The organism is Arenimonas daejeonensis (assembly GCF_007993735.1).
Taxonomy (GTDB): Bacteria; Pseudomonadota; Gammaproteobacteria; order Xanthomonadales; family Xanthomonadaceae; genus Arenimonas; species Arenimonas daejeonensis.
Map to the genome: position 1 here is coordinate 2,646,642 of NZ_CP042453.1, position 21,600 is coordinate 2,668,241.

Here is a 21,600-nt window from a genome sequence, read left to right on the forward strand (position 1 = left end):
GAGCGGCCAGTCTAGCGCCAGGAAAAGAAAGGGACCCGAGGGTCCCTTTCTGGCTTGATCTGGCGGAGAGGGAGGGATTCGAACCCTCGGTGCGCTATAAACGCACGCCTGATTTCGAGTCAGGTACATTCAACCGCTCTGCCACCTCTCCGGACCCGGCGCCGCGTTGGCGACCACCGGGCCGCAAATTATAGGGGCTGCGGTCCCCGCGCCAGCCTCAGGGACCCGCCGCGCTGCCGCCCCCTTGGGCATGAAGAAGAATTCGCCGCTCTCGTGGCCGGCGTAGCGGATCGGGGAATACTCCGGCACCTGCGGCACCGGCGAGTCGATCGCCCCGAGGGCCAGGGAGGTCGAGACCTCCTGATACAGGCGCTGGGCCTCGAGCAGGCGGTTGTTGTCCTGCAGGACGTTCAGGAAGGCCCGGGCGAAATAGCTGTGGCGGCCGGACCCGGAGTCCGGCACCGGCATGACGCCGCCCGAGGTCAGAGCGGTGCGGGAGCGGCCGTTGGCCATGGCCTTGACCCAGGTGGCCCATTTGTCGGCCGGCATCGAGCCGGCATCGAAGGTGGGGGCCGACGCGCGGGTCAGGGTGCCGGAATAGCAGGAATCGGCCACCACCAGCACGTGTTTGGCGGCGATCGTGTTCAGGATGTCGCTGATGGCGGCGTTCGAGATCCAGGTCTTGCTGGCGTTGGCGGCGCCGTCGGTCGGCACCCAGTACCCCTGCCCGGCGGAATCGATCTCGCCATGGCCGGCGTAATAGATCAGCAGGTTGTCTTCGGGCTTGAGCTGTTCGCGCATCTCGTTGAGCGCCGTCAGGATCTCCAGCCGGCCACCGTTGAGCACCAGGCTGGTCTGGTAGCCGTAACGCGACTTGAGCATGGCCGCGACCGCATTGGCGTCGTTGGCGGCGCTTTGCAGGGTGGCGTAGTTGGGATCGCGGTAGCTGTTGTTTCCGATCACGACCGCGTAATAACGGCCCAGCTTGACGTCGCGCGGCAACTTGCCGGTAGGTGCCGGCGCAGCCTCCGCCGTGGCACCGGAGGTGGCCTGCGGCAGCAGGGTGAACGCCAGCTCGGCGCGTGCGCCTTCCTTGTCCACGGCGGCCACCTGGACCTGGGCGCCACCGGCCGGCACGTCCACCTGGGCGCTGAAACCGCCGCTGGCATTGAGCGGTGCCGGCTGGCCGTTGACGGTGATCTGGCGCACCAGCTGCGGTGCGGTGACCCGCCCGACCACCTGGCGCTTGCCGGGGCCGCCACGGTAGACCGCGGTGTTGCGGCCGCGGGTGGCGACGAACACCGGGTCCAGGATTTCGAGCATCGGTGCCGCGGCGTACATGCCGCCGGCGGCGCCTGCCCGCTGCTCGAGCGAGGCGAGCTGGGTACGCTGGCTGTTGATCTGTTCTTCCTGGGCCAGCAGCTGGTTTTCCAGCAGCCTGGTCAGGCTGTCGTCCTGCTGCTGCCGCGCCTGCGCCAGCTTTTCCTGGGGTGGACGAAAGTTCGTTCTGCGCCGCCTGCAGGGCACTGCGCCTCTGCTGCAGTTCGCGCTGCAGCTGTTCAACCTGCTGACGCAGCGCCGCGGATTCCGCCTCGCCCTGCTGCACCTGCTGCTGCAGGCCGGTGATCTGCTCGTCCTTGGCCTTGATCTGCACCTGCACCACCGACGCGTAGAGCAGCTCGTCCTGGATGCCGGACGCCTCGCGGTAGAGGTTGAGCGCCATCGCCTGGTCCTGCGGCACGCCCAGGCCCTGTTCGTACAGGTAACCCAGGTTGATCTTGGCGCGGCCGTATCCCTGGTCGGCGGCCTTGCGGAACCACTGGAAAGCCATGCCGTAGTCGGGCGCCGTGCCCAGGCCCTTGGAATAGATCTCGCCGACGTTGTTCTGCGCTTCGGCGCTGCCGCCCATCGCCCCCTCCAGCCAGACCTTCAGTGCGGTCTGGTAGTTGGCGCGGTCGTAGGACACGTACTCGCCGCCACGGATCTCGCAGTCGGCCTGGGTGGTGCGCACCGGACGGCGCGCGCTGAGGTAGGTGGCCTGGCGTCCAAGCTTGCGGATCTGGCCGGGCAGCAGGCAGTCGACGATCAGCAGGTCTTCTGCATTTCGCACCGCCGCATGCACGGGCGCGGGCACGGAACCGACTGCGAAAACGAGCAGGCAACTGGAAACCCCAACGAAAAGTCGGGACCGATCCGGACAGTGAGGGCGCACGATCATTGGCATGGCTCCGTGGAAGCGATGCGGCCCGCGCCGAGACCCTTGCAGCGGCGCGCCAGCCGCTATACTCGAGACGGGGTTATAGCCGTATTCCAGGGGAAAAGCGATGGACTTCCGCAGCGACGCGGCACGCAGCCGACGGACGGCACCCACATTCGTCACGCGGCTATTGAACCGACTTGCACTGTGCGTGGTGGCACTGTCGGCGATGGCGTGGAGCGGGCAATCGTTCGCTCAGGCCTGCGACTTCGTCAACGTAGATCCAGCGCCGAGCAAGATCGGCCTCCCGGGCACATCGGTCGGTTTCACGTTCCAGGCGCAGACAGCGTGCGCGGCCACCGTGACCGGCACGATCGTCATCAGTACCGACAGCACCGGCGGCGCCACCGCTCCGGCTGCGTTCACGGCGACGCTCGACACCGATGAGACCTTCAACGTGCTGCTCGGCCCGACGCCGGGCGGAAGTGGCACGGTCACTGTCACCTGCGTCACCGGCGGCTGCGCCGGCGACACGCTGGTCTACAACTTCGCCACCAACAACGACTTCGACTACATCGCCAACGTGGCGACCCCGGTGGTGGCCAACCAGATCACCCCCTTCACCGTCGGCACGAACCTCCAGCTCAACGGCGCGCCCGGGACGCTTGCCACGACCTTCGCCCTGCTCGCCCCCGCGACCGCTTACGGCACGCTGGTACCGGATGCCGCAGGCGACACCAGCACGACACAGAGCATCTTCAACGCGGGTGCCTATGTAGTGCGCGGCACGCTGAACTGCCCGACCGCGTTCGTGCTTGAAGGCTGCGCCGCCGTGGCGCCGGTAGACATGGCCGTGCAGATCGAGGCAGTGAACCTGCTGGCGGTCGGCACCACCACCCCGTCCACCGCCTCGGGCACACCGCTCGACCTCGCCGTGACGTATGGCAGCGCCAGCATCCCGGCCGCGGACGGCACCAACATCACCTGGACAGTGACTGCACAACCCGCCGGAGGCGACGGCGCGGTCACCGGCAATCCCACGGCGGGCGGCCAGAGCGACGCCAGCTTCTCGGCCAGCGTTGCCGGTGTCTACACGGTGAACGCGAACAGCGGCTGCGCATTCTGCGCAACCTCGCAGCAGGACTTCACCGTCACCGTCGCGCCGCCGCCGCCGACACTGGTTGTTTCGGGCGGCGACGGCCAGAACGCGCTGCCGGGCGATGCCTTCGCGCTGCCGCTGCAGGTGACCGCCCTGAACGGCGCGACGCCGGTGGCGGGCGTGGGCGTGACCTGGACCGTCACGGGCGATGCCACGCTGGTCGCTGGCGGCCCGACCGATGCGGCCGGCACCACCAGCGCCACCATGACCGCCGGCACCACGCCCGGTGCGGTGACGGTCGTGGCCACGCGCCAGGACGCCCCCGCCGCCACTGCCACCTTCACACTTGCCGTGGGTGCCCTGGGCACCTTGTCCATCGTCTCCGGTGATGACCAGACGCTGGTCGCCAATGCCGTTTCCGAACCGCTTGAAGTCGAGCTCAGGGATTCCGCCGGCGTGCCGGTGGCCGGAGCGACGATCACCTGGTCCACCAGTGCCGGCACCCTCGGCAGCGCGACCAGCATCACCGACGCCACCGGCATCGCCAGCAACACCGTCACCACCACCGTGGCCGGGGCCGTCGAGGTAAGCGCCAGCTCGCCGCTGGCTTCGGCGCCAGTCAAGTTCGCGTTGCAGGGCGCACTCGCCAGCCTGACGGGTTTGACAACGCCGCAGATCAGCGTTGCCATCGCCATCGACAACGCTTGCCCGGCGCTCGCGGCGTTGCCCGCCCCAACGCCGGAGCAGCAGGACATGCTGCAGCGCTGCAAGGACCTCACCGCCGCCGCCGGCATCGACCCCGGCGCCACCGTGGATGCACTGGACGAACTGCTTCCCGACCTCGCGTTGACCCAGGCCAATGCCGCCTTCAATGCATTGCAGGCACAGTTCCAGAACCTCAAGACCCGCATCGCCGCCCTGCGCAGCGGCACCAACGGCACCAGTTTCGGTGGCCTGGCGCTGAACACGCCGACCGGCCCGATCTCTCTGGGCATGCTGGGCAACGCCCCTGGGTGCCGACGCCGACCCGACCGAGATCGGTACGGATTTCAGCCGCTGGGGATTCTTCGCCGCCGGCACCATCGGCCGCGGCGAGGCCGACCCGGGGCAACGCAACCCCGCCTACGACTACGACATCGAGGGCCTCACCGCCGGCGTGGACTACCGCAAGAACGACCAGTGGATCGTCGGCGCGTCGCTCGGCTACACCCGCCAGGACACCGAGCTGCCCGGCGAAAGCAGCGGGCTGGACACCAGCGGCTGGACCGTGTCGGCCTACACCACCTACTACCGGCAGGACAGCTGGTACATGGATGGCGTGATCACCTGGGGCCGCAACGACTACGAGCTGCTGCGGCACATCCGGTACACCCTGCCGACCGCCGGCGGCGGTTTCACCAGCGTGGACCAGACCGCGCGCGCCGATGCTTCCGGCGACCTGCTTTCGACCGCGTACACCTTCGGCCGCGACTTCAACCGCGGCGCCTGGGGCCTGGGTCCTTACGGCCGGCTGCTCTACACACGGGTCGGCTTCGACACGATCAACGAAACCCTGGAGGCCGGCGAGCCGGGCAGCGGCCTGGGCCTGCGGATCGAGGATCGCGACGTCAGCTCGCTGGCCAGCGTGCTCGGCGGGAAGCTCACCTACACCCACAGCGCGGATTGGGGCGTGCTGATACCGCATGTCCAGCTCGAGTGGGAGCACGAGTTCAAGGACGACCCCCAGGCGGTCGAGGCGCGCTTCATCAACGACCCCACCGGCACGGCGATGGTGATCCGCGGCGACCCGCTGGACACCGACTATTTCCGCCTGGGCCTGGGCATGTCCATGGTGCTGACCCGCGGCCGCTCGGGATTCTTCTACTACGAGCAGCTGGTGGGCCGTAACGGCATGTCGCAGTGGAACCTGGCGCTCGGCCTGCGGATGGAGTTCTGACCTGTACGCCGGCCTCCCCGTCCCGTCCGTCGGCCCGGGCCGCGCTTGCGGCGCCGCGGGCCGCGAACGCATGATGGTGGCCATGACCGCCCCTTCCCTGCCGACACCGCGGGCCCACCGATGATCGAATTCGGGCACCTCAGCCACGTCGGCCTGCGCCGGGAGCTGAACGAGGACACCTACTACGGCGACGCCGAGCTGGGCCTTTGGCTGGTGGCCGACGGCATGGGCGGGCACGAATTCGGAGAAGTCGCCAGCGCCCTGGCACGCGACGCGGTGGTGCGCGAAGTGCGCGCCGGACGCAGCCTGGCCGAAGCGATCCGCCGCGCCGACGAGGACATCATCCGGCACAGCCGGCAGCGCGCCGAAAGCCTGCCGATGGGCACGACCATGGTCGCGCTTCGCATCAAGGACAACCGGTTCGAACTGGCCTGGGTCGGCGACAGCCGCGCCTACCTCTGGAACGGCCAGCTGCGCCAGCTGTCATCGGACCACAGCTATGTGCAGGAACTGATCGACTCGGGCGCCATCACCGCCGAACAGGCGCGCGCGCACCCCCACCGCAACGTGGTGACCCAGGCGCTCGGCGTCACCGACCCGCAGAACCTGAAAGTCGAAACCCTGTCCGGCGAGCTGCGCGCCGGCAACCAGCTGCTGCTCTGCAGCGACGGCCTGACCGAGGAAGTGGACGATGCCAGCATCGCCGCCCTGCTGGGCAAGGCCGACTTCACGGCGCAGGAATGCGTGGACCACCTGGTCTCTGCCGCGCTGGACGGCGGCGGTTCGGACAACGTCACCGTCGTCCTGCTGCGCCGCAGCTGAGGCGGCTCAGCCCGGCGGTGCCGGCGGCAGTGTCGTCGTCTCGCCTGCCTCGCCTGCCCTGGCAGCTTCCTGCATCTGCCGCAGGTAGGGATCCTGGTCGTCCACGGCCAGCCCCTTGCGGACCAGGAACCCGCACTGCACCCACTGGCCGCGCTCGCAGGCCTGGTACGAATACGTGCGATAGAACTTCACGACTTCGGCGATGCCGGCGATGGCGCGCGCATTGCCGGGATCCATCGCCAACGCCCGCCGGTAGTACCCGAGCGCGCTGTCGTCCTCGGGATGGTCGAGCTTGCGGCCGATCTCGGTCTTGGTGGCGTATTCATAGAGCTGGTCGGCGGCATTGAGCAGGCGTTCGACTTCCTCGCCATCGGCCGCATCCACCGCTTTTGGCAAGACGAAATCCTCGGGCAGGGCCACATCTGCTGACTCTGGCGGCGTCGTGGCTGTCGTCACCACTGGTGCGTCAGCAGCGGGTTCCGGCGACGGGGAAAGCAGCCACCAGGCCGATACGGCCAGGGCGAAAATCACGATCGCCGCTGCCGAGGGCAGCACCCAGCCCGGACGGCTGCCGTGCTGGCGGGCGCGGATGCGGGTGCGCTGCTGGGTCGCGGCACCGGCGGCGATGCGTCCACCCACGGCCGCCTTGCGCGCACTGGTTTCCTGCAGCACGGCGCCCTGTGGCGCAGTGGCCACCAGCTTGTTCAACGCGTCCACGAAAGCGGCGCCGGTGTTGTAGCGGTCGCCGGCCTGCTTCGCCATCAGGCCCGTGATCAAGGGCTGCAGCCATTCGTAGGGCTCGGGCAGTTCCGGGACCGGGTGCGTGACGTGCATCAACGCCACCGTGAACGGATCGCCGGCCTGGTAGGGCGGGCTGCCGGTCAGCATCTCGAAGATCACCGTACCCAGGCTGTAGAGGTCGGAGCGGCCATCCACCGGCTCGCCTCGCGCCTGCTCCGGGCTCATGTAGTCCGGCGTGCCGATGGAGGCGCCAGCCACGGTCGAACTGTTGCTGCCGTCCATCGCCTTGGCGATGCCGAAATCGGCCAGCACCACCCGCCCGTCCTTGCGGAACAGCACGTTGCCGGGCTTCACGTCGCGGTGCACGAAACCCTTCTCGTGCGCGAAGTCCAGGCCGTGGGCGATGTCGGTGGCGATGTCGAGGATCTGCGCGACGCTAAGCCCGCCCTTCGGCGATGCGCTCCTTGAGCGTGCCGGCGGGGATGTATTCCGCCGCCAGGTAATACACGCCGCCATGGCTGCCGATGTCGTAAACCGTCACCAGGTTCGGGTGCTGCAGCTTGGCGGTGATCTTGCCTTCGGTCAGGAAGCGGCTGGCGAACTCGGTGTTGGCCGCCAGCGCCGGCGACATCACCTTCAGTGCCACCTCGCGGTCCAGCGATTCCTGCACCGCCAGGAACACCGAGGCCATGCCGCCCTCGCCGATCGGGCGCAGGATGCGGTAACCCGGGATGTTGATGTCCACCGAGGTGAGCAGGACCGTGGCGTTCAAGACGACCTCGCTGCCGTTGACCGGGGCCGATTATCCATCAAGGCCGCTCAGGCTGCCGGCCCGGTGGCGGGCCAGAGCCGCTTGCCGCCCTTGGCGGCGATCTTTTCGAGACGGGCTTCGTGCGCGGCCTGTTCGGCATCGCTGGCGCGCAATACGCGGCGCACGCCTGTCACCGGGCCGGCCAGGCTGGTTTGCCGCCGCGGCCCGGGGTTCACCCGCAGGAGCCAGCCCCAGGTCGCCCTGGCCGGCCGTGAGACCAAGATAAACTTCGGCCAGCAGCTCGGCGTCGAGCAGCGCGCCGTGCAGCTTGCGGTGGGCGTTGTCCACCCCCAGGCGCTTGCACAGCGCGTCCAGCGAATTGCGCTGGCCGGGAAACCGCTCCCGCGCCATCGCCAGCGTGTCCAGCACCGAGGCGTGCTGGTCCAGCCGGCCGTAATGCGGGCCGGCCAGCGACAGTTCGTAGTTCAGGAAACCGACGTCGAAGCTGGCGTTGTGGATGATGAGTTCGGCGCCGGCGATGAATTCCAGCAACTCGTCCACGACCGTTTCGAAACGCGGCTTGTCCTGCAGGAAATCCAGCGTCAGGCCCGTGACTTCCTGCGCGCCGGGCTCCATCTCGCGGCCGGGATTGAAGTAGCGCTGGAAATGACGCCCCGTGGGCCGCCGCTCCATCAGCTCGATGCAGCCGACCTCGACGATGCGATTGCCCTTCTCCCAGGACAGGCCGGTGGTTTCGGTATCGAGCACGATCTGGCGCAAGGTCTCAGCTCCTGAATTTTTCGGCTTCGGCGCGGGCCAGCTTGTCCACGCGCTCGTTCTCGACGTGGCCGGCATGTCCCTTGACCCACTTCCACTGCACCTGGTGCGGCTTGGCGGCGGCTTCCAGGCGCTGCCAGAGGTCCTTGTTCTTCACCGGCTCGCCGGCGGCGGTTTTCCAGCCGCGCCGGATCCAGTTCGGCAGCCACTCGCCGATGCCCTTCTGGACGTACTGCGAGTCGGTGGAAAGCACAACGGTGCACGGCGACTTCAGCGCCTCCAGTGCCATGATCGCCGCCAGCAGTTCCATGCGGTTGTTGGTGGTCAGGGTTTCACCACCGGCGAGTTCGCGCTCGCGGCCTTCATGCCGCAGCAGCGCGGCCCAGCCGCCGGGGCCGGGGTTGCCGAGGCAGGCGCCGTCGGTGTGGATTTCAACGGATTTCATCTGGGCTTCCATGCGGGGTCGGGCTCATCCGGCGCTGACGCCGGGTCGGAACTTGAGGGAACCGGCCGCGCTGCGCAGCGGCGTGACACCGGGTTCGCGGCGACGGGCGACGATCAGGCTGGCCATGCGCAGGCGTGCAGCCGGGCCTTCGCTGCGACGGACCGAAAGGTCGATCGCGGCCGGGGGCGACCACAGCGGACCGAGGTAGCGCCGACGCTGGACATCCAGCCCCGCCGCCCGCACCTGCGAGGCCAATTCGGACGGATCGAAACAATTCAGCCCACGGAAAGCCCAGCGCAGCCGGGCCGGCGCCCAGGGATTCAGGCTCAGGACCAGGGCCACGCCTTCAGGCTTGAGCACGCGCGCGGCTTCGGCCAGCAGCGCCGACGGATCCGGCGAGCTCTCCAACACGAACAGCACATAAACGAGCGACATGCATCCGCTGGCGATCGGAAGGCCGGCATCCCGGCAGGCCAGGTCGCCCGAGAAGTCCTCTCCACGACGGTGCAGGCTGAGCACGTTTGCCAGCATGTTGCCCGACAGCACCGGCGGCAGCGCGTCGCTGGGTCGCAGGTAGAGGCCGCTGTGGCCGAAGACCCGGGTCAGTTCGGGAATCGCCTGGCGCTGCACTTCCTGGGTCAGGCGCAGGGTGGCCTCGCGGCGGAACCAGATATCGGCTGGTTTTTCGGGTTGACGTCGGGCGGGAGCCGGGGGCATGGTCGCGATTCTGCGTCATAAGCGCGCCCCAGGTCATCCCGTGCTGCGTGCCATCGCCCTGCCCGCCTTCGAGGACAATTACATCTGGCTGCTGGTGGCGCCTGGCGGCGAGGCTCTGGTGGTGGACCCGGGCGAACCCGGCCCGGTGCTGCAGGCGGTGGCCGAAGGCATCCGGCCGGTGGCCATCCTGCTGACGCACCACCACGCCGACCATGTCGGCGGCGCCAGGTGCTGCGCGACCGTTTCGCCCTGCCCTGCCATGCCCCGGTGGACGATCGCATCCACGCGGCCGACCACCGGGTCGGTGACGGCGACCGTGTCCGTATCGCGGCGCTGGACCTGGCGCTGGACGTTATCGCCGTACCGGGCCATACACGCAGCCACATCGCCTTCCACGGGGTGGCCACCTGTTCTGCGGCGATACCCTGTTCAGCCTCGGCTGCGGCCGGCTGTTCGAGGGCACGCCGGGACAGATGCTGGCCTCGCTCGAGCGCCTGGCCGCCCTGCCCGGCGAAACCGCGGTCTGCTGCGGCCACGAGTACACCGAAGGCAATGGCCGTTTCGCCGTTGCGGCCGAACCCGACAACTCCGCCCGTGACCGCCACCTCGAACGCGTGCGCTCGCTGCGCAGCCGCGGCCAACCCAGCCTGCCCAGCACCCTCGCGATCGAACGTGCGTGCAATCCATTCCTGCGAATCGACGAACCCGGTTTGCAGGAGGGCCTGACCCGGCAACTGGGCCACCCGCCCCGCGACCGCATCGAGGCCTTCGCCGCGCTGCGCCACTGGAAGGACCATTTCCGTACATGAACCCAACGCGTCTTGTCCCGATCGCCGCCCTCACGCTCGCGCTGGCGGCCTGCCAGTCCCCGTGCGCCCCGACCTGGACGAGCCGAAGGAACCGGCTACACCGGTGACGATCAGCCCAACGCCCAGTCCGGTCCCGCAGGCCCCGGAACAGGAGCCGGCGCCAACCGCCCCCGACCCGATCGATACCGGCGCGGAAGTATTCGACCGCATGAGCGCACGCTTTTCGGCGCCCATCTGCGTCAAGGGCCAGCACAACCGCACATGGCGCAAACGCTACGCCGGATATCCAGCCAACTTCGCCCGGCATGTCGAGCAGATCCTGCCGCTGATGGCCTATGTGCTGGAGGAAGTCGAACGCAAGGATCTGCCAGGGGAGTTCGTGCTCATTCCCATCGTCGAAAGCTGGTACCGTCCCGCCGCGATCGGCCCGGGGGCCGGCGGGCATGTGGCAGATGATCTCGAGCACGGCGCGCAACCACGGCATCCACATCAAACAGGGTTATGACGGCCGGCTGTCGCCGGTGGAGTCCACCGATGCCGCATTGTCCTACCTGCAGAAACTGGACGGCATGTTCGACGGCGAGTGGCGGGCGATGGCCATGGCCTACAACGCCGGCGAGTACCGCATCGTCCGCGCCTTCCGAGCCAACGGCGACCAACGCGTCTCCGGCGAAAGCCACCTGCCGAAAGGCCTCTCGCGCACCACCTACGACTACGTCGCCAAACTGCACGCGCTGGCCTGCCTGATCGCCAAACCGGAACGGCACGGACTGGTGCTGCCACGCGAGGCCCGCTTCGTGCCGCTGGCACGCATGACGCTGCCAGCCGGCGTGCACACCTGGACCAGGCCGCCATCCGCCTGGGCACCGACGCCGCACGCCTGCGCTCGCTCAACCCGGCCTACCGCCAGGGTCGCATCGTCGCCGGCGCACCACGTGACGTACTGGCCCCGGTGACATCCCTGGCCATGTTGGCCGCGGCCGGCAACGACCTGCCTGCTTCGACCGGGGAAGCTGGCTTTGCCGCACGCACGCACACCGTGAGGCGCGGAGACAGCCTGTCCCGGATCGCGCATCGCTACGAGGTGCCTCTGGAACAGATTTTTTCGGTGAACGGACTGAGCGCCAAGTCGGTGATCCGGCCCGGCCAGGTGATCCGGCTCGACCCCTGATCGGTCGTGGACCATGCTTGGCGGTATGGCCCCGCACGGTTCAAACTAGGCTTCTTTCGCCGCCGCTCGGGCGGCCTCGGGAGGAACACGATGGGATTTCTGTCCGGCAAGCGCGCCCTGATCGTCGGCATCGCCAGCCAGCGTTCGATCGCCAGCGGCATCGCCGAAGCGATGCACCGTGAGGGCGCCGAACTCGCCTTCACCTACCAGAGCGACAAGCTCAAATCGCGCGTCGAGGATGCCGCCAGGGAGTGCGGATCCGACATCGTGCTGCCGCTGGACGTGGCCGAGGATGCGCAGATCGAGGCGGTGTTCGCCAACCTCGGCAAGCGCTGGGACGGCTTCGACATCCTGGTGCATTCGGTCGGCTTCGCGCCGCGCGAGGCGATCGAGGGCGAGTTCCTGAGTGGCCTGACCCGCGAGAACTTCCGCATCGCCCACGACATCTCCAGCTACAGCCTGGCGGCGCTGGCCAAAGCGGCGCGGCCGATGATGAAAGGCCGCAACGGCAGCGTGCTGACGCTCAGCTACCTGGGGGCCGAGCGCGCCCTGGCCAACTACAACGTCATGGGCCTGGCAAAGGCCAGCCTGGAGGCGAACGTGCGTTACCTGGCGCTCAACCTGGGCCCGGAAGGCACCCGCGTGAACGCCATTTCCGCCGGCCCCATCAAGACCCTGGCGGCAGCCGGCATCTCCAACTTCCGCAAGATGCTGGGCCATGTCGAAGCCTATTCGCCGCTGCGCCGCAGCGTGACCATCGAGGATGTGGGCAATGTCGCCGCCTTCCTGTGTTCGGACCTGGCGGCCGGCGTGACCGGCGAGATCACCTACGTGGATGCCGGCTACAACATCCTGGGCATGACCGGCATCGACGACGTCTGAACGCCAGCCAGGCACCAATGAAAAGGCCCGGTTTCCCGGGCCTTTTTTTATCGCCACGAAAGCCGGTCAGAGCCGGTCTTCGGCCACCGTCACGGTGTAGTGGCGACGCAAGGCCTTGACGTAATCCTGGTATTCCACCAGTCCACGGGCCTGGGCCAGCTGGTCGCGCAACAGCTTGCGGGTGTCCTCGTCCAGTTCCGCCAGGTCACCCGGCTTGACGGCGGTGACGGCGACCAGCACGTGGCGATCAGCGCCAACCTTGGCGATGCCCAGGCTGGGCTTGTCGGCTTCCGGCGCGGCCAGGCTGAAGGCGATATCTATCAGCGCCGGCGGCAGCTGGGCCTGGCGGCCCACATCGGGCATGGTCGCCACGGTCCGGCCGACGTCGGTGGCCAGCGTTTCCAGCGTCTCGCCCTTGCGGGCACGCTCCAGGATCGCTTCCGCCTGGGCTTGGGAGGCCTTGGCGAGGCGGTCGGCATTGAAGTCGGCCAGCACACGTTCGCGCACCTGGTCGAAGGGCAACTGCGCCTCGGGCTGGTGGTCGATGACGTGCACCACCACGACGTGATTCGGTCCGATCTCGACGGTATCGCTGACCTGGCGCTCCAGCCGCTGGGCGTCGTTGAACGCAGCCTGGCGCACGGCCGGGATCGCGGCGATGCCTTCGGCCTGCGCGCGGCCGAACAGACCGGTGCGCTGCACTTCCAGGCCAACCTGCTCGGCCGCCGGCGCAAGCGCGGTCGGGTCCTTGTAGATCAGCTCGACCAGGCGGCCGCTGAGGTCGCTGAACACACGCTCGCGTTCGGTGGCCAGGAACTCGGCCTCGAGCTCGGCCCGCACGTCTTCGAACGAACGCTCGCTTCCGCCGCTCAGCTCGCGCAGCTTGATCACGTGCCAGCCGTCTGGCGTGCGCACGGGGTCGCTGACCTCACCCGGCTGCAGCGCGAACAGCGCCTGCTCGAATTCCGGTGCGAACACGTCCCGCTCCACCACGCCCAGATCGCCGCCTTCGGCCTTGGAACCCAGGTCCTCGGAGTTCTCGCGGGCGATCGCCGCGAAATCCGCTCCGGCCTCGCGTGCCTTGGCCGCCAGGGCCGCAGCGCGCTCGCGTGCCGCCGTGTCCGCCTCGGACGCGGCATCGGCCGGCACCGAGATCAGGATGTGCGAGGCGGAACGCTGGGGCTCGGTCACGTAGCGGGACTTCAGGTCCTCGTACCGCGCGCGCAGCGTCGCTTCGTCGACGGTGGTCGGCGACTCCAGCAGGGATCCGTCGATCTCGACATATTCGATCGCCACCTTTTCTTCGCTGCGATAGCGCGACGCGTTTTCGTCATAGAAGGCCTGCAGTTCGGCTTCGCCCGGCGCTTCGGATGGCAGCGCAGGCGTAGGCAGGTCGATCAGCTGCAGGTCGCGGGTCTGCTGGCTCAGGCGCAGGAAGGCCTCGAGCTCGGAGTCGCTGGCCAGCGCGGTATCGACGATCTGGCCCGGGATCGTGCGCTGGGCCATGTCGCTGCGCATGCACGGGCCATGAACTGCGCGTGGCTCAGGCCCTGCGCCGCAAGCGCGAGCCGGTACTGGTCCGCGCTGTAGGCACCATTGACCTGGAACTCGGGGGTGGCCTTGAGCTCTTCGGCCACTTCGGCCTCGCCGACGGTGATGCCGTCGCGTTCGGCCACCAGGGCCAGCAGTTCCTGGTCGACCATTGCATCGAGCACCTGGCGCTTGATGTCCATGGACTCGAACGCGGCGCTGTCGAAACTTTCGCCCTGGCGGTTGCGCTCCTGTACGCGGACCTGCTCGAAACGGCGCCGGAACTCGTCCTGGGAAATTTCGCGGGACTGCTTGCCCCAGATCCAGAACTTGGCCGGACCCTCGATCTTCGCCGAGAACGTCTCGACCTTCGGGGCGAAATACGACTCGATGCCGAAGAAGGCCATCGTGATGATCACCAGACCCAGGATGACGAAAGCGATCCAGCCTGAGGACTTGTCGCGGATTCTCTGGAGCATGTGGGCTATGCCGTTCGGTGGGTGCCCCGGACCTTCCGGAGCCTGAAAAACGAAGGCGCCCTTGCGGGGCGCCCTCGAGGATATGGCGGAGTGGACGGGACTCGAACCCGCGACCTCCGGCGTGACAGGCCAGCATTCTAACCGACTGAACTACCACTCCGCTGCATCTCTTACCTGGTGGGTGCTGAGGGTTTCGAACCCCCGACCCTCGCCTTGTAAGGGCGACGCTCTACCGCTGAGCTAAGCACCCTTCCAAGGAAGACGCTCAGTTTACAGCATCCTTTAGGGCTTTGCCAGCCTTGAAGGCCGGATTCTTGGAAGCCTTGATCTTGATGGTGTCGCCGGTCTGCGGATTGCGGCCCTGGCGGGCGGCGCGCTTGCGGACCGAGAAGGTGCCAAAGCCCACCAGCGTCACGGTCTCGCCCTTCTTCAGGGCCTTCTTGATGACTTCGATGACCGCATCGACCGCACGGCCGGCATCGGCCTTCGACAGCTCGGCGCCGTCGGCGACGGCACTCGTAAATTCGGCTTTGTTCATTATTGACTCCCTGAGCGGTTTGAACCCGCGTACTGAAAAACCGGCCCTGCCCGGCATTGGCCTGGGCTCGGGACCGATCCACCTGTGCCACCACGAAAGACCTGATCCAACGCAGCGGTTGGAATGATTTATACCAGCGGCATTTTGCCCGCGCAATACGTGAGAGCCAGATATTCCGCGGGTTTCCGGGTTTTCTGACGCTTCCGGATCAATGCGTCAACGCAGCGCCGCCGGCATCCTTGGCGCCACTCTCGCCGGTGTTATCGACCGGCGGCTCCGAGCTCGACTCGGGCGCCAGCGGCCGCACCAGGGCGACATCCAGCACCTCGTCGATCCACTTGACCGGAATGATCTCAAGGCCTTGGGTGACGTTCTTCGGGATGTCGGCAAGGTCCTTGCGGTTCTCCTCGGGGATCAGCACCGTGCGGATACCGCCGCGCAATGCCGCAAGCAGTTTTTCCTTCAGGCCGCCGATGGGCAGTACGCGTCCGCGCAGGGTGATCTCGCCGGTCATGGCCAGGTCGGCCCGGATCGGCACACCCGACAACACCGACACCAGCGCGGTCACCATGGCGATGCCGGCACTCGGGCCGTCCTTGGGAGTGGCGCCTTCCGGGACATGCACGTGGGTATCGAATTTCTGGTGGAACTCGCTGTCCAGCCCAAGCCGCTCGCTGCGCGAACGCACCACGCTGTAGGCGGCTTTCACCGACTCCTGCATGACGTCGCCCAACTGCCCGGTGAGGATGAGCTGGCCCTTGCCGGGCAACAGCGTGGCCTCGATCTGCAGCAGGTCGCCGCCGACTTCGGTCCAGGCCAGGCCGGTGACCAGGCCGACCTCGCTTTCCTGTTCGGCACGGCCGAAATCGAAGCGCTGGACGCCCAGGTACTTGTCGAGGTTCTTCGGTGTCACGCTGACCGACGAAGCCTTGGCGGTGGTCTTGCGCGGACCGGCAAGCGCGATTTCCTTGACCACCTTGCGACAGATCTTGGAGATCTCGCGCTCGAGGTTGCGCACGCCGGATTCCCGGGTGTAGTAGCGCACGATGTCGCGCACCGCGCCCTCGCTGATCTTCAGCTCGGCCGACTTCATGCCGTTGGCCTTGAGCTGCTTGGGGATCAGGTATTTCTCGGCGATGTGCAGTTTCTCGTCTTCGGTGTACCCCGGGATCCGGATGACTTCCATCCGGTCGAGCAGCGGGCCGGGAATGTTGAGCGAATTGATGTGGCTACGAACATCACCTCCGACAGATCCAGGTCGACCTCGAGGTAATGATCGTTGAAGGCGTGGTTCTGCTCCGGGTCGAGCACCTCGAGCAGGGCCGAGGACGGGTCGCCGCGGAAATCCATGCTCATCTTGTCGATCTCGTCGAGCATGAACAGTGGGTTCTTGCTGCCGACCTTGCTCAGGTTCTGCACGATGCGGCCAGGCATCGACCCGATGTAGGTGCGCCGGTGGCCGCGGATCTCTGCCTCGTCGCGCACGCCGCCGAGCGACATGCGCACGAACTTGCGGTTGGTGGCCTTGGCGATGGACTGGCCCAGCGAGGTCTTGCCCACGCCCGGCGGCCCGACCAGGCACAGGATCGCACCCTTCATCTGCTTCACCCGCAATTGCACCGCGAGGTATTCGAGGATGCGTTCCTTGACCTTCTCCAGGCCGTAGTGGTCGGCGTCAAGCACGTCCAGCGCCGCCTTGAGGTCCTTGCGGATCTTGCTGCGCTTCTTCCACGGCACGCCCACCAGCCAGTCGATGTAGTTGCGCACGACGGTGGCTTCGGCCGACATAGGCGACATCTGCTTGAGCTTGTTGAGCTCGGTGCGGGCCTTGGCCTCGACCGCCTTGGGCATGCCGGCGGCGGCCACTTTCTTGGTCAGCTCTTCCAGCTCGTTGGGAGCTTCGTCGAGTTCACCGAGCTCCTTCTGGATCGCCTTCATCTGCTCGTTGAGGTAGTACTCGCGCTGGCTCTTCTCCATCTGTGACTTGACGCGGCCACGGATGCGCTTCTCGATCTGCTGGACGTCGATTTCGCCGTCCACCAGCCCGATCAGCATTTCCATGCGCTGGCCGACCTCAAGCGTTTCCAGCAACTGCTGTTTGTCGGACAGCCGCGCGCCGAGGTGCGCCGAGATGGTGTCGGCCAGGCGGCTGGGGTCCTCGATGCCGGACAGCGTGGTAAGCAGTTCGGGCGGCAGCTTGCGGTTGGTCTTGACGTATTGTTCGAACAGGGTCATCAGCGAACGCAGGGTCACCTCGAGTTCGCGCTCTTCGCGCTCGTAGACCGATTCGACTTCGATGCCGGTGGCGGTGAGCGCGCCATCGCGATCACCGTAGCCATCGATGGCCACGCGCGTGGAGCCTTCGACCAGCACCTTGATGGTGCCGTCGGGCAGTTTGAGCAGCTGCAACACCTGGGCCAGCGTACCGACCGAATACAGGTCGTCGGCACCCGGGTCATCGGTGTCCGGGCTCTTCTGGGCGATCAGCAGGATCTGCTTGTCGGCCGCCATGGCCTGGTCGAGCGCCTTGATCGAACGGTCGCGGCCGACGAACAGCGGGATGACCATGTGCGGGTAGACCACCACGTCGCGCAGGGGCAGCACGGGCAGGTCGTGGCGGGTCGGGGTGGGGATCGCTTCTTCCATGGAGGGCTCCATCCGGGGCTTGGGCCCCGCTATGGCTCAGGTTATGGGGTCCTGCGGGCCGGCTTGCAAGTTTTTCCGCCGCAAATAAAACGGGCCGGCAAGACCGGCCCGTTTTTCAATCACTTGCACCACCGGGGTCAGTCGCCGGAGGCGGCCTTGGGCGCCGCCGGGGCGCTGCTGTAGATCAGGTAGGGCTCGGTCTGGTGGTTGATGACGGACTCGTCAACGACCACCTTGCTGACGTTCTCGAGCGACGGCAGGTCGTACATGGTGTCCAGCAGCACGGACTCCATGATCGTGCGCAGGCCGCGCGCACCGGTCTTGCGCTTGAGCGCACGCCGGGCGATCGCCATCAGCGCGTCGGTGCGCACCTCAAGCTCGACGCCTTCCATCTCGAACAGCTTCTTGAACTGCTTGGTGATGGCGTTCTTGGGCTCGGTGAGGATCTTGACCAGGGCAGCCTCGTCCAGCTCTTCCAGGGTCGCGACCACCGGCAGGCGGCCGACGAATTCCGGGATCAGTCCGAACTTGATCAGGTCCTCGGGCTCGACTTCGGCCAGCAGTTTGCCGACTTCGACCTTGCGCTCGGAACTCTTGACCTTGGCGCCGAAACCGATGCCGCCAGCGTCGGTGCTGCGGGCCTGGATGATCTTGTCCAGGCCGGCGAAGGCGCCGCCGACGATGAACAGGATGTTCTTGGTGTCCACCTGCAGGAATTCCTGCTGCGGGTGCTTGCGGCCGCCCTGCGGCGGCACCGAGGCAACGGTGCCCTCGATCAGCTTCAACAGCGCCTGCTGCACGCCCTCGCCCGACACGTCGCGGGTGATGGACGGGTTCTCGGACTTGCGCGAGATCTTGTCGATCTCGTCGATGTAGACGATGCCCTGCTGCGCCTTCTCGACGTCGTAGTCGCACTTCTGCAGCAGCTTCTGGATGATGTTCTCGACGTCCTCGCCGACATAGCCGGCCTCGGTGAGCGTCGTCGCATCGGCGATCGTGAACGGCACGTTGAGCAGGCGCGCCAGCGTCTCGGCAAGCAGCGTCTTGCCGGAGCCGGTCGGGCCGATCAGCAGGATGTTGGACTTCGACAGTTCGATGTCGTCGTTCTTGATCCGGCTCTCGATGCGCTTGTAGTGGTTGTACACGGCGACAGACAGCGTCTTCTTCGCGCGCTGCTGGCCGATCACGTACTGGTCGAGGACTTCGAGGATCTCGCGCGGCTTGGGCAGGTGGCTGCGGGCGGCGTGCGCCTTCTCCTCCAGCTCCTCGCGGATGATGTCGTTGCAGAGCTCGACGCATTCATCGCAGATGAACACGCTGGGGCCCGCGATCAGCTTGCGCACCTCGTGTTGGCTCTTCCCGCAGAAGGAGCAATACAGGATCTTGCTGCTGTCGCCGGAACGGCCCTGGCGGTCTTCGGTCATGCTGTCGCTGCCCTGGTGGAATGGGTCGGAATCGAGAATATCACAGGCCGGCACGGGTCAAGCCCCGGCCCGGCCGGGGCCGGGACGGGGCGTGAAGGCGGTGTCCGGAGGGGATCAGGAGGCCTGGACGGTGTCTTCGGGGCGCGAGCTGATGACCGCGTCCACCACACCGTAGGTCTTGGCCTCTTCGGCCGACATGAAGTAGTCGCGCTCGACATCGCGCTCGATCTTTTCGATCGGCTGCCCGGTGTTGTCGGCCAGCTCCTTGTTCAGGCGCTCGCGCAGGAACAGGATTTCCTTCGCCTGGATGGCGATGTCGGAAGCCTGGCCCTGGGCACCGCCCGAGGGCTGGTGGATCATCACGCGCGAGTTCGGAAGGATGTAGCGCTTGCCCTTGGTGCCCGCGGCCAGCAGGAACGAACCCATGCTGGCGGCCTGGCCGACGCAGATCGTGCTCACGTCCGGCTTGATGAAGCGCATGGTGTCGTAGATCGCCATGCCGGCGGTGACCACGCCACCCGGGGAGTTGATGTAGAGGCTGATGTCCTTCTCGGGGTTTTCCGCCTCGAGGAACAGCAGCTGGGCGACGATGACATTGGCCATGTAGTCGTCGATCGGGCCGACCAGGAAGATCACGCGCTCCTTGAGCAGGCGCGAGTAGATGTCGTACGCCCGCTCGCCACGGCTGGTCTGTTCGACCACCATCGGCACCAGGTTCAAGCCCTTGGTCGGTTCCATGCCCTACTTCCTCCGTTGGGGCCGCCTCAGGCGGCCGGACGCATCAGTTCGGAAAAGCTCATCGCCTGCTCGGTGGCGTCGGCGCGCTCGGCGATCCAGTCGATCACCTGCTCCTCCATCACGCGATTGCGAAGGCTGGACATCAGGTTGGGGTCGTTCCGATAGAGTTCAATGACCTGCTGCGGGTCCTCGTAGGTCGAAGCGATCAGCTGCAGCGTCTCGTTAAGGCGCTTGCTGTCGAGCTTGAGGCCGTTCTGGCGGGCGACCTCGCCCACCAGCAGGCCGGCGGCGACGCGGTTGCGGGCGGCCGGCAGGAACTGCTCGTGGCCGAACTTGGCGTTGGCCTGGCCCTGCTGGCGGGCCTGCTGCTCGGCGGCCTGGGCCATCTGGCGGGCTTCGGCCTCGATCAGGCGCGGCGGCAGTTCGACCGCGGCGAAGGCGGCGACCAGCTTCTCGGCCACTTCGGCGCGCAGGCGCTGCATCAGGTTGCCCTTGAGCTCGCGCTCGAGGTTGGCGCGCACTTCCTTGCGGAACTGTTCCAACTTGCCACTCTTGATGCCGAAGCTCTTGACGAAGGCTTCGTCCACGTCGGGCAGGCGCGGCGCGGAGACGCGCGTGACCTTCAGGGTGACCTTGGCGGACTTGCCGGCCAGGTCGGCAACGCGCCAGCCGGCCGGGAAGTTGACGTCGACCGCCTGCTCGTCACCGGCCTTCATGCCGGCCAGCTTGGCTTCAAGCTCGGGGTACATCACGTTCGAACCCAGCACCGTGGCGCCGCGATCGAAGCCCTCGGCCGGCACGCGGCCGGCGTCGGTGACCGCGAAGGTCTCGACCATGACCAGGTCGCCCGCTTCGGCGGCACGCTCGACAGGATCCCAGCCGCGGCGCTGCTGGCGCAGGGTCTCGATCATGCCGTCGATGTCGGCTTCGTCGATCGTGGCGGTGGCGCGCACGATCTTGAGCTGGGCCGGGTCGACCTTGCCGAAGTCGGGCACGACTTCGAAGGTGGCGGTGAAGCGGATCTCGCCGCCGTCGCCGGCCGGTTCGGCCTTGATCTCCGGGTTGCCGGCGATCTGCAGGTTCTGCTGGCGAACCGCTTCGCCGAAGCTGTCGCGGATCAGCTCGCCATAGGCCTCGTTGCGGACCTGCGGCCCGAAACGCTGCTCGATGACCTTGGTCGGGACCTTGCCCTTGCGGAAGCCCTTGATGTTGGCGGTGCGTGCCATCTCGCGCAGGCGCTCGCCGACGACGCCGTCGAGGCGTTCGGCCGGCAGGCTGACGGTGAGGCGACGTTCCAGATTGGCGGTGTTCTCAAGCGAGACTTGCATATCCACTCCTGCGACCGCGCCGTTTCTTGGGCGCGAAAATGAAAAAACCCGCAGAGCCCCGGCTCATCCCCGCGCCTCCGTTGCCGGATGGTGCGAAAGGAGAGACTCGAACTCTCACGGGTTGCCCCACTGGAACCTAAATCCAGCGCGTCTACCAGTTCCGCCACTTTCGCAACGCCGCGCGGTAACGATTCAATCGGGAAGATTGGTGGGCCGTGAAGGATTCGAACCTTCGACCTATTGATTAAGAGTCAACTGCTCTACCAACTGAGCTAACGGCCCGTAATCTTCCCGCCGAAGCGGCTGCGACGCGGCATTATGCCGCATCATTGGACTGGCTGGAACTGGGGTGGAAGACGGGATTCGAACCCGCGACCCTCGGAATCACAATCCGATGCTCTAACCGACTGAGCTACATCCACCACATTGTGACCTGTTACGGCTCCGGCACCCTCCCCGCCTGGCGCGCCCGGCAGGAATCGAACCTGCAACCGCCGGCTTAGAAGGCCGGTGCTCTATCCGATTGAGCTACGGGCGCCTGCCGGGATGATACCGGCCGCGTCCGCTCGC

At 67.0% G+C, this 21,600-nt stretch carries 17 protein-coding genes, 7 tRNA genes and 6 pseudogenes; 9 read left to right on the top strand and 21 right to left on the bottom strand.

Translation table 11 applies throughout. The features are described from left to right. Positions 1-60 precede the first annotated feature (60 nt). The 4 genes and pseudogenes from FRZ33_RS12955 to FRZ33_RS16475 form a co-directional block, all read right to left on the bottom strand. Positions 61-151, bottom strand: a tRNA-Ser gene (locus tag FRZ33_RS12955). Further along, on the bottom strand, positions 130-1,527 hold the full coding sequence (locus FRZ33_RS12960; RefSeq protein WP_146910114.1) for a caspase family protein: 1,398 nt from the start codon (positions 1,525-1,527) through the stop codon (positions 130-132). The genes FRZ33_RS12955 and FRZ33_RS12960 overlap by 22 nt, the downstream gene beginning before the upstream one ends. A 181-nt stretch (positions 1,528-1,708) precedes the next feature. Beyond that, positions 1,709-2,224, bottom strand: a pseudogene (locus tag FRZ33_RS17820) (tetratricopeptide repeat protein); the annotation flags it as partial. A gap of 228 nt (positions 2,225-2,452) precedes the next feature. Continuing rightward, positions 2,453-2,623, bottom strand: coding sequence for a hypothetical protein (locus FRZ33_RS16475; protein ID WP_227977891.1), 171 nt, complete (start codon positions 2,621-2,623; stop codon positions 2,453-2,455). Between the two features lie 937 nt (positions 2,624-3,560). Here FRZ33_RS16475 and FRZ33_RS17825 point away from each other — a divergent pair. The 3 genes and pseudogenes from FRZ33_RS17825 to FRZ33_RS12980 all read left to right on the top strand — a co-directional run. Then, positions 3,561-3,836, top strand: a pseudogene (locus FRZ33_RS17825) (hypothetical protein); the annotation flags it as partial. Positions 3,837-4,332: 496 nt separating this feature from the next. Then, positions 4,333-5,232: an autotransporter outer membrane beta-barrel domain-containing protein gene (locus FRZ33_RS12975; protein ID WP_227978353.1), complete on the top strand. Its 900-nt coding sequence runs from the start codon at positions 4,333-4,335 to the stop codon at positions 5,230-5,232. Between the two features lie 120 nt (positions 5,233-5,352). Then, positions 5,353-6,054: a PP2C family protein-serine/threonine phosphatase gene (locus FRZ33_RS12980; RefSeq protein WP_146910118.1), complete on the top strand. Its 702-nt coding sequence runs from the start codon at positions 5,353-5,355 to the stop codon at positions 6,052-6,054. A 6-nt stretch (positions 6,055-6,060) separates the two neighbouring features. On the opposite strand, the pseudogene FRZ33_RS12985 reads toward FRZ33_RS12980, so the two are convergent. The 4 genes and pseudogenes from FRZ33_RS12985 to FRZ33_RS13005 all read right to left on the bottom strand — a co-directional run bounded on the left by FRZ33_RS12985 (position 6,061) and on the right by FRZ33_RS13005 (position 9,485). Next, a pseudogene (locus FRZ33_RS12985) lies at positions 6,061-7,486 on the bottom strand (serine/threonine-protein kinase). 128 nt (positions 7,487-7,614) lie between these two features. Then, positions 7,615-8,326 (bottom strand): annotated as a pseudogene (dnaQ, locus tag FRZ33_RS12995) (DNA polymerase III subunit epsilon). A 4-nt stretch (positions 8,327-8,330) separates the two neighbouring features. Continuing rightward, positions 8,331-8,768, bottom strand: a complete 438-nt coding sequence (rnhA, locus tag FRZ33_RS13000; protein WP_146910126.1) for a ribonuclease HI — start codon at positions 8,766-8,768, stop codon at positions 8,331-8,333. Between the two features lie 24 nt (positions 8,769-8,792). Further along, positions 8,793-9,485: a methyltransferase domain-containing protein gene (locus FRZ33_RS13005; protein ID WP_146910128.1), complete on the bottom strand. Its 693-nt coding sequence runs from the start codon at positions 9,483-9,485 to the stop codon at positions 8,793-8,795. Between FRZ33_RS13005 and FRZ33_RS17830 the strand changes: the two are divergent. The 6 genes and pseudogenes from FRZ33_RS17830 to FRZ33_RS13025 form a co-directional block, all read left to right on the top strand. Beyond that, a pseudogene (locus FRZ33_RS17830) lies at positions 9,484-9,738 on the top strand (MBL fold metallo-hydrolase); the annotation flags it as partial. The gene FRZ33_RS13005 and the pseudogene FRZ33_RS17830 overlap by 2 nt on opposite strands. 220 nt (positions 9,739-9,958) lie before the next feature. Further along, complete coding sequence (locus FRZ33_RS17835) at positions 9,959-10,294, top strand: hydroxyacylglutathione hydrolase C-terminal domain-containing protein (protein ID WP_425480592.1); 336 nt, start codon at positions 9,959-9,961, stop codon at positions 10,292-10,294. A 61-nt stretch (positions 10,295-10,355) separates the two neighbouring features. After that, entirely contained in the window at positions 10,356-10,799 is a 444-nt protein-coding gene (locus tag FRZ33_RS15290) for a hypothetical protein (RefSeq protein WP_158637230.1), read from the top strand. Beyond that, positions 10,747-11,250, top strand: coding sequence for a transglycosylase SLT domain-containing protein (locus FRZ33_RS13015; RefSeq protein WP_158637231.1), 504 nt, complete (start codon positions 10,747-10,749; stop codon positions 11,248-11,250). Before FRZ33_RS15290 ends, FRZ33_RS13015 begins: the two co-directional genes overlap by 53 nt. Further along, positions 11,247-11,465 carry a LysM peptidoglycan-binding domain-containing protein gene (locus tag FRZ33_RS13020; RefSeq protein ID WP_158637232.1) on the top strand — a complete coding sequence of 73 codons (219 nt, stop codon included), beginning with the start codon at positions 11,247-11,249 and terminating at the stop codon, positions 11,463-11,465. Before FRZ33_RS13015 ends, FRZ33_RS13020 begins: the two co-directional genes overlap by 4 nt. A gap of 90 nt (positions 11,466-11,555) precedes the next feature. Then, entirely contained in the window at positions 11,556-12,347 is a 792-nt protein-coding gene (locus FRZ33_RS13025) for an enoyl-ACP reductase FabI (protein WP_146910133.1), read from the top strand. Positions 12,348-12,413: 66 nt separating this feature from the next. Here the strand turns inward: FRZ33_RS13025 and FRZ33_RS13030 are convergent, their stop codons facing one another. The 13 genes and pseudogenes from FRZ33_RS13030 to FRZ33_RS13090 all read right to left on the bottom strand — a co-directional run bounded on the left by FRZ33_RS13030 (position 12,414) and on the right by FRZ33_RS13090 (position 21,568). Continuing rightward, positions 12,414-13,853, bottom strand: a complete 1,440-nt coding sequence (locus FRZ33_RS13030) for a peptidyl-prolyl cis-trans isomerase (RefSeq protein ID WP_158637233.1) — start codon at positions 13,851-13,853, stop codon at positions 12,414-12,416. Continuing rightward, the gene (locus tag FRZ33_RS13035) at positions 13,772-14,356 is read right to left on the bottom strand and encodes a SurA N-terminal domain-containing protein (protein ID WP_146910136.1); all 585 of its coding nucleotides are present in this window, start codon (positions 14,354-14,356) and stop codon (positions 13,772-13,774) included. The genes FRZ33_RS13030 and FRZ33_RS13035 overlap by 82 nt, the downstream gene beginning before the upstream one ends. 83 nt (positions 14,357-14,439) lie before the next feature. Then, a tRNA-Asp gene (locus FRZ33_RS13040) sits at positions 14,440-14,516 on the bottom strand. 15 nt (positions 14,517-14,531) lie between these two features. Next, a tRNA-Val gene (locus FRZ33_RS13045) sits at positions 14,532-14,606 on the bottom strand. A gap of 15 nt (positions 14,607-14,621) precedes the next feature. Continuing rightward, positions 14,622-14,894, bottom strand: coding sequence for an HU family DNA-binding protein (locus FRZ33_RS13050; protein WP_146910138.1), 273 nt, complete (start codon positions 14,892-14,894; stop codon positions 14,622-14,624). A 208-nt stretch (positions 14,895-15,102) separates the two neighbouring features. Then, positions 15,103-17,540: pseudogene (gene lon / locus FRZ33_RS13055) on the bottom strand (endopeptidase La). 137 nt (positions 17,541-17,677) lie between these two features. Further along, on the bottom strand, positions 17,678-18,964 hold the full coding sequence (gene clpX / locus FRZ33_RS13060; protein ID WP_146910140.1) for an ATP-dependent Clp protease ATP-binding subunit ClpX: 1,287 nt from the start codon (positions 18,962-18,964) through the stop codon (positions 17,678-17,680). A gap of 114 nt (positions 18,965-19,078) precedes the next feature. Beyond that, on the bottom strand, positions 19,079-19,702 hold the full coding sequence (clpP, locus tag FRZ33_RS13065; protein WP_146910142.1) for an ATP-dependent Clp endopeptidase proteolytic subunit ClpP: 624 nt from the start codon (positions 19,700-19,702) through the stop codon (positions 19,079-19,081). A 26-nt stretch (positions 19,703-19,728) separates the two neighbouring features. Further along, positions 19,729-21,030 carry a trigger factor gene (gene tig / locus FRZ33_RS13070; protein WP_146910143.1) on the bottom strand — a complete coding sequence of 434 codons (1,302 nt, stop codon included), beginning with the start codon at positions 21,028-21,030 and terminating at the stop codon, positions 19,729-19,731. A gap of 88 nt (positions 21,031-21,118) precedes the next feature. After that, positions 21,119-21,203 (bottom strand) — tRNA-Leu (locus tag FRZ33_RS13075). Positions 21,204-21,236: 33 nt separating this feature from the next. Then, positions 21,237-21,312: transfer RNA gene (locus FRZ33_RS13080), tRNA-Lys, on the bottom strand. Positions 21,313-21,375: 63 nt separating this feature from the next. Beyond that, positions 21,376-21,452 (bottom strand) — tRNA-His (locus FRZ33_RS13085). Between the two features lie 39 nt (positions 21,453-21,491). Beyond that, positions 21,492-21,568 (bottom strand) — tRNA-Arg (locus FRZ33_RS13090). Positions 21,569-21,600: the final 32 nt, after the last annotated feature.